General features: G+C 46.1%; 7 protein-coding genes (1 of these 7 only partly in view). 1 reads left to right on the forward strand and 6 read right to left on the reverse strand.

Annotated features, from left to right (window positions below):
• Positions 1–42 precede the first annotated feature (42 nt).
• From ptsP to V7126_RS23820, 5 genes are all read right to left on the reverse strand, one after another.
• Positions 43–1,761, reverse strand: a complete 1,719-nt coding sequence (gene ptsP / locus V7126_RS23800) for a phosphoenolpyruvate--protein phosphotransferase (protein WP_175077540.1) — start codon at positions 1,759–1,761, stop codon at positions 43–45.
• Positions 1,761–2,027 (reverse strand): phosphocarrier protein HPr, encoded by a 267-nt coding sequence (locus V7126_RS23805; protein ID WP_006638411.1) that lies wholly within the window; start codon positions 2,025–2,027, stop codon positions 1,761–1,763. Before V7126_RS23805 ends, ptsP begins: the two co-directional genes overlap by 1 nt.
• A gap of 91 nt (positions 2,028–2,118) precedes the next feature.
• Positions 2,119–4,218, reverse strand: a complete 2,100-nt coding sequence (gene ptsG, locus V7126_RS23810) for a glucose-specific PTS transporter subunit IIBC (protein WP_046132445.1) — start codon at positions 4,216–4,218, stop codon at positions 2,119–2,121.
• A 220-nt stretch (positions 4,219–4,438) separates the two neighbouring features.
• Positions 4,439–5,335 carry a glucose PTS transporter transcription antiterminator GlcT gene (gene glcT / locus V7126_RS23815; RefSeq protein ID WP_096891708.1) on the reverse strand — a complete coding sequence of 299 codons (897 nt, stop codon included), beginning with the start codon at positions 5,333–5,335 and terminating at the stop codon, positions 4,439–4,441.
• 67 nt (positions 5,336–5,402) lie between these two features.
• The gene (locus V7126_RS23820; protein ID WP_216899146.1) at positions 5,403–6,374 is read right to left on the reverse strand and encodes a LacI family DNA-binding transcriptional regulator; all 972 of its coding nucleotides are present in this window, start codon (positions 6,372–6,374) and stop codon (positions 5,403–5,405) included.
• Positions 6,375–6,481: 107 nt separating this feature from the next.
• Here V7126_RS23820 and V7126_RS23825 point away from each other — a divergent pair, with 107 nt between their 5' ends.
• On the forward strand, positions 6,482–6,616 hold the full coding sequence (locus tag V7126_RS23825) for a hypothetical protein (protein ID WP_269082057.1): 135 nt from the start codon (positions 6,482–6,484) through the stop codon (positions 6,614–6,616).
• A 98-nt stretch (positions 6,617–6,714) separates the two neighbouring features.
• Here the strand turns inward: V7126_RS23825 and V7126_RS23830 are convergent, their stop codons facing one another.
• A protein-coding gene (locus V7126_RS23830; RefSeq protein WP_335499848.1) for a M24 family metallopeptidase crosses the window boundary here: on the reverse strand, positions 6,715–6,930 show its 3' end. The gene runs 834 nt beyond the window's last position; only the last 216 of its 1,050 coding nucleotides appear in the window; its start codon lies off the right edge, out of view — the gene reads right to left on this strand; it ends in the stop codon at positions 6,715–6,717.

The raw sequence follows: 6,930 nt of genomic DNA on the forward strand, positions 1-6,930 counted from the left end.
TTTAGGGGAGCATATCATAAATGTCCGGGTTTCCTTCGTCAATTAAGACAATTTGAATGTATCTTTTACGAATTGAACGACTTCTTCTGTTGTACTCATAGAAAGAATTTGTTCTTTAAAAGATTCCGCCTCTTTTTTAGAAAGCTTGCTGATTTGCGTTCTTGCCGGAAGAATCGATGTTGCGCTCATTGAGAATTCGTCAAGGCCAAGGCCGAGAAGAATCGGAATCGCAATTTCGTCCCCAGCCATTTCGCCGCACATGCCGACCCATTTTCCTTCTTTATGAGCCGCTTCAATGACAAGCGTAATTAAGCGGAGAATCGCAGGGTTGTACGGCTGATAAAGGTATGAAACGCGTTCGTTCATCCGGTCGGCAGCCATTGTGTATTGAATCAGGTCATTTGTTCCGATGCTGAAGAAATCAACTTCTTTCGCAAACTGGTCGGCTATAACCGCAGTCGACGGAATTTCAACCATCATGCCGACTTCGATGTCATCGGACACCTTGTGGCCTTCTGATTGAAGCTTTTCTTTTTCTTCAAGGAGAATCGCTTTCGCTTCTTTGAATTCATTAACGGTCGCGATCATAGGGAACATAATTTTCAAGTTTCCATATGTACTTGCCCGTAGCAGCGCACGAAGCTGCGTTCTGAAAATCTCCTGCTCATCCAGGCAAAGACGGATGGCTCTGTATCCTAAGAAAGGATTCATTTCTTTTGGCAGTTCCAAGTATGGAAGCTCTTTGTCTCCGCCGATATCAAGGGTACGAACGACAACGGATTTGCCTTCCATACGCTCGAGAACGGTTTTATAGGCATCGAATTGCTCTTCTTCTGTTGGAAGCTGGTCTCTTCCCATGTAAAGGAACTCTGTGCGGTAAAGTCCGACGGCTTCGCCTCCATTTTCGAGAACGCCTTTTACATCGTCAGGCGTACCGATGTTGGCGGCAAGTTCGACATGATGGCCGTCTTTTGTGACGGTCGGCTCGTTGACGAGCTTGGCCCATTCAGCTTTTTGCTCCAGGAACTTTTGGTGTTTTTGTTCGTATTGAGCGATGATCTCTTGTGAAGGATCAACGATCACATCGCCATTGATGCCGTCGACGATAACAGTCACGCCGTTTTGAATTTCCTTCGTCGCCGCTTTCGTACCGACAACCGCAGGAATTTCCAAAGAGCGGGCCATGATGGCTGAGTGGGACGTACGTCCGCCGATATCCGTTGTAAACCCTTTAACAAAACGGCGGTTCAGCTGCGCTGTATCAGACGGAGTCAAGTCACCGGCAACGATGACCACTTCTTCGGAAATCAAGCTCGGATTCGGAATATCGACGCCGAGAAGATGTCCTGTGACGCGCTTCGTGACATCACGGATGTCTGCTGCGCGTTCCTTCATATATTCGTTATCCATTGACTCGAACATGGATACGAACATGTCAGCCGTCTCTTTCAAAGCAAATTCCGCATTCACGGAATCTGATTTGATTTTTTCTTTTACAGGGTTTAACAGCTCAGGATCGCTCAATACTAAAAGATGCGCGGAAAAAATTTCTGCTTTATCTTCGCCAAGCTCTTTCAAAGCATGGCTTTTAATCGTTTCAAGCTCTTTTTTTGAATCCTCGATTGCTTGGTCAAAACGATTAACTTCCGCTTCAAAATCAGAGATGTTTTTCTTTTCAACCGTTAGATCAGGCTCCTCAAGCCGATATGCTTTTGCAATTGCAATACCGGCTGAAGCTCCTATTCCTTTTAATTCAAGCATTACTCGCCAAGTCCTTCGCTTTTCATTGTATCTTCCAATGCAGCAAGTGCATCATTCTCGTCAGCACCTGAAGCAGAAATCGTAATTTCGGCACCTTTCGCAATGCCAAGAGACATAACGCCCATAATTGATTTTAGATTTACGGTTTTACCGTTATATTCCAAATTGATATCTGCATCGTATTTGCTTGCAGTTTGTACGAGAACAGTCGCAGGACGTGCGTGGATACCAGAGTCTGCAGTTACTTTAAACGTTTTTTGTGCCATTTTAATCAATCTCCTTTTAGCTTTAATACATTCACAATATTATATCATACAGCCGCACATGTCATCTGACAAGTACGGCCATTTTATGAACTTATTTTTCGATGCGGACGATTTCGTCTTGTGTCATGCTGACAGAGCCTTCCACATTAAGGCTTACGCTTTCGCCTTCTTTCAGGTTTGTGAAAACGATTGGCGTCATGAGAGACGGTACTTTATCCTTCACTTTTTCAATGTCGACTTCAAGCATTTTCTGTCCCGGTTCAACGCGGTCTCCTTCAGAAACAAACGCCGTGAAGCCTTCCCCTTTCAAGCTGACGGTATCGATTCCAAAGTGAATCAGAATTTCTCTGCCGCCGTCGGATTGCAGGCCGATCGCATGCTTTGTCGGGAAGACGTTAAGCACTTTCCCTTTCACAGGAGAAACGACCGTACCTTCTGAAGGGAGAATCGCAAATCCGTCGCCCATCATTTTGCCTGAGAATACTTGGTCAGGAACGTCCGTGATCGGGTGAATCTCTCCGGAAAGCGGTGAAACAAACACTTCTTCTCCCGCTTCATTTTGAAGAGGCTCTACCATGACTTCTTCAACCTGCTGTTCAACTTCGCCGCCGGCATCCGGGGCTTTTGCAGGTCTTGGCGTCCGACCTGACATGATATCCTGCATTTGCGATTTCAAATTGTCAGACTTAGGTCCAAAGATGGCCTGAATGTTGTTTCCGACCTCAAGAACTCCAGATGCACCAAGCTTTTTCAAGCGTTCTTTGTCAACTTTTTTCTGGTCGTTGACCGTTACGCGCAGCCTTGTGATACAAGCATCAAGGTGCTTGATGTTTTCTTTATCTCCCATTGCGGCAAGAATTTCATAAGGCAGATCTCCCGTCGTTTCCCCGCCGCCTTCAGAAGCGGTTTCGGCTGCGGCATCCTCGCGGCCCGGCGTTTTCAGGTTGAACTTGCGGATCGCAAATCGGAACCCGAAGTAGTAAATAACGGCAAGCACCAAACCGACAGGAATGACAAGCCACCATGCCGTACGGTTAGGCAGAATTCCGAACAGGAAGAAATCGATCAGCCCGCCGGAGAATGTCATACCGATTTTGACGTGCAAGATGTCCATTATCATGAAAGACAGTCCTGCGAACACGCAGTGAATCGCAAACAGAATCGGTGCGACGAACAGGAATGAAAATTCAAGCGGTTCAGTAATCCCCGTCAGGAAAGATGTCAACGCGGCTGAACCCATGATGCCGGCAACAAGCTTTTTGTTTTCCGGTTTTGCTTCATGATAAATTGCAAGCGCAGCAGCAGGCAGACCGAACATCATGAACGGATATTTACCTGTCATAAATGTTCCTGCGGTCAATTGGACGCCGTCTTTAATCTGCGCCATGAAAATCCGCTGGTCACCGCGGACGATTTCTCCGGCTTTATCGGTATAGCTGAAGAACTCATACCAGAACGGAGAATAGAAAATGTGGTGCAAACCGAACGGAATCAACGCGCGCTCGATGATACCGAAGACAAACGCGGCCAGTGCCTCGTTTGCAGCAAGGAGCCCGTTTGAGAAGCTGTTAAGGGCGCCTTGGATCGGCGGCCAGACAATCAGCATGATCAGACCGAGAATTAATGCACAGACAGACGTTACAATCGGAACAAAACGCTTTCCGGCAAAGAATCCCAAATATTGCGGAAGTTCGATTTTGTAAAATTTGTTGTACATGGCGGCAGCCAGAACACCGACGATAATCCCGCCGAATACCCCGGTTGCCAATGTCGGAATTCCCAGCATTGTTGTGTAAGCCGGATGGTTTTCCGTGAAAAATTTCGCTCTTTCAACTGCATCGCTCGGAATGGTACCGTTTTGCAAAAGCACCGCGCTCATCGTTACATTCATGACAAGGTATCCGATAATGGCGGCAATTCCTGCGACTCCGTCTCCATTTGCAAGCCCGATGGCGACCCCGACCGCAAACAGGAGCGGAAGGTTGGAGAAGACGATGTCTCCCGAATTTTCCATAACCTTTGCAATGAGCTGGACCGTGCCATTGGTCAGGAACGGCGCGACCTTTGTCATTTGCGGATTTTGCATGGCGTTACCGAGGGCAAGCAGGATACCTGCGGCCGGTAAAATCGCAACAGGAAGCATGAGCGCCCGTCCGATTTTTTGCAGAACGCCGAATAGCGATTTAAACATGGTGTATACCCCCTCTAAGGATAGTTTGACCTTACAGCAAAAAAACATGACAAACACATTCAAAAGACATTCTTTTTCAATTTAACCGTTTACATTTCCTTTTTTAAACGACAAAAAGGCATGGTGAAAGCGGGTACACAAAGAAACGAAAGACAGCGTCTTCATTTCCTCCCTTTTTTCACTCATGCCTGATCGAATCAGTAACACGTTATAAAGGTGTTTATGAAATTTTATTAGTCAAACGGTACAAATGTAATGTTAAGTAAACGGCTTCTGCCTCATGAACAGGTTTCTTGAGCGATTGCTGCAAGATTTTGATCATCTTCCAAGCAGTATTGTAACATAGCGGATATTCCGTTTTCAACAACAACATTAATTTTTCCGGTTCCTGAGTCGGCTCTTCCCGCGTAATCCTGTCGATCGTAAAACGCAGGTGCCGTATCAGGCGCAAATAGTTGACGCTTTCCCTGTTCACCTTCATTTGAAAGGCGTCTTCAATCACCTGGACAAGCTTCGAAATGAGCTGCGAATGCTGATTGACTTCCGAAAGCGGCCTGTTTGTCAAAGCGCTGTGAATATGAAGGGCAATAAAACCGATCTCCCCTTCCGGAAGCTGAATGCCCGATTGTTCATTAATCATGTCAACAGCTTCTTTGGCGACTTCGTATTCTTTCGGATAAAGGGATTCCGTCTCAAGCAAAAACGGATTTTTCATATCAAAGCCTTGTTCCAATCGCTTGACAGCAAATGCGATATGATCTGTCAGCGCGACATGGATATGTTCATTGAGCGGCTGGCCGATTTTTTGCGCGATATGGTAAATGACATCATTGGCGATATCGACCATTTTTTCATCGACATATGTGAGGAGCTTCTTATACTGCGATTGTTCTTTATCATTTTCCAGAATAAACATTTTTTCATAGTTCTCGTGTTCGATAAGATCTCCGCGCTTTTTGCCAAACCCGATCCCTTTTCCAATCAAAACGGCTTCCTTATAGTCTTCATGAAGGGCGATTAAAACGTTGTTGTTGAGTACCTTTTCAACGGTGAAGGATCTGTTCACGATCCTCAGCTCCTTTTTGTCATTCAATCTCTCATATCGTACAAAACTCATGAAAGCGCGTCAATTTATTTTGCCGTTTTTGATGAAAAATGTCGAATTTTTATCACTGATATTTCACTTATACTGTCGATCTTTCAATCAATCTGTAGGAGACGACCTGCTTTTCCGGCTCCTCCCCTTTGATTCTGTTTTGGAGAAGACGAAAGGCGTGCCTCCCCATTTCCTTCGTCTTGATTTCGATCGTTGAAATGCCGAGCACTTCGCTGATCGGCTGGTTATCGCAGCTTAATAAGGCAAGGGTTCCGGGAATATCGACACGGTGTTTTTTCGCCTCAAGATAAAGCCCTGCTGATACTTGATCATTGGCCACAAAAATCGCAGTCGGTTTTTCGTCCATTCTGCTCCATTTGGAAAACAGCTTTTGCCCGTCGGTAATCGTCAGCGATCGTTCAAAAACCCACTCATCCCGGTAAGGTTCACCGATGGCTTCAAGCGCTTCCTGATACGCCGCCAGCCGGAAATGGCTGTTCACACCGTGTTTGCGCACCAAGCCGATCGCTATTTTTCGATGGCCTTTTCCGATCAAAAAATCGAGCCCGCGGCGAAACGCTTCATGATGCGGGATGCTGACCGTTGAAAAACGGGGATCCTTTGAATCCTGGCACAGAATGAACGGACCCGTATCCCGCCAATTCAAAAGCTCTTCATCTGACATCGCTTTCGAACAAAAAATCAAGCCGTCCACCTGCCGCTGTTTCAGCTGTTCTAACGCAAACATTTCCTTTTCAAGCTGATAATCCGTCTGATAAAGCGCAAAATGGACCCCGGACTTGGCCGCTTCCTCGGCGATGCCTTCGATCAGTTCGCTGAAATACGGCATGCTGACCGTCGGCAGCACAACGCCGATCATGTTTGAAAAGCCTTTCGACAGATGAACTGCATGCACGTTTCTCGTATATTCGAGCCGTTCGATCGTTTCAAGAACCTTTTTCCGCTTTTCTTCCTTCACGTAAGGATGGCCGTTAAGAACCCTTGAAACGGTCGTAATTGAAACACCGGCAGCTTCGGCTATTTCCCTGATATTCGCCATTCGTTTCCCTTCTTTCATTTCATTCTTGCTCTGAAATGCGTTTCATACTCTAAAATGAAAACAGCATCGGTGCTGATCACGTTTTCATTTCAGAAAGGAGAAGAAATATGGGTATTTTTATTCTGATCTTCTTATGCATCATCATCGTACTGTCTTCAAAAGCAGCGATGAGGCCGCTCAACGAAAAACATAAAGTCGAGCCGTTCCGCTCTTTTGACGACTTTTTCATTTCAAAGGATTGATTTCTCTCTTTAAGTGTAAAAGATGTCAAAATAAAGAGGAAGAGAATTCACGGTTTATCATCTACAAAAAAGAACCCGCAGCAAGCGGGTTCCAACATTCAGGAAATCACAGTCAGCTCTTTCGGGAACCGGGTAAGCGCTTCTGCGCCGTCTGATGTAACGAGCACATCATCTTCGATTCGGACCCCGCCGATTTCCGGTACATAGATGCCGGGCTCAATCGTATATACCATTCCTTCTTTTAACAGCTCATCATTGTTATGGCTCATGGACGGATATTCGTGGGGTGAGATTCCGAGCCCATGGCCGAGGCG

Source organism: Bacillus sp. JJ675 (assembly GCF_036963165.1).
Lineage (GTDB): Bacteria > Bacillota > Bacilli > Bacillales > Bacillaceae > Bacillus > Bacillus glycinifermentans.

What these genes read in the sequence shown, in the direction of transcription:
- ptsP (WP_175077540.1), bottom strand. Translation starts at nt 1,761, where the DNA reads ATGCTTGAATTAAAAGGAATAGGAGCTTCAGCCGGTATTGCAATTGCA.
- V7126_RS23805 (WP_006638411.1), bottom strand. Translation starts at nt 2,027, where the DNA reads ATGGCACAAAAAACGTTTAAAGTAACTGCAGACTCTGGTATCCACGCA.
- ptsG (WP_046132445.1), bottom strand. Translation starts at nt 4,218, where the DNA reads ATGTTTAAATCGCTATTCGGCGTTCTGCAAAAAATCGGACGGGCGCTC.
- glcT (WP_096891708.1), bottom strand. Translation starts at nt 5,335, where the DNA reads ATGAGTTTTGTACGATATGAGAGATTGAATGACAAAAAGGAGCTGAGG.
- V7126_RS23820 (WP_216899146.1), bottom strand. Translation starts at nt 6,374, where the DNA reads ATGGCGAATATCAGGGAAATAGCCGAAGCTGCCGGTGTTTCAATTACG.
- V7126_RS23825 (WP_269082057.1), top strand. Translation starts at nt 6,482, where the DNA reads ATGGGTATTTTTATTCTGATCTTCTTATGCATCATCATCGTACTGTCT.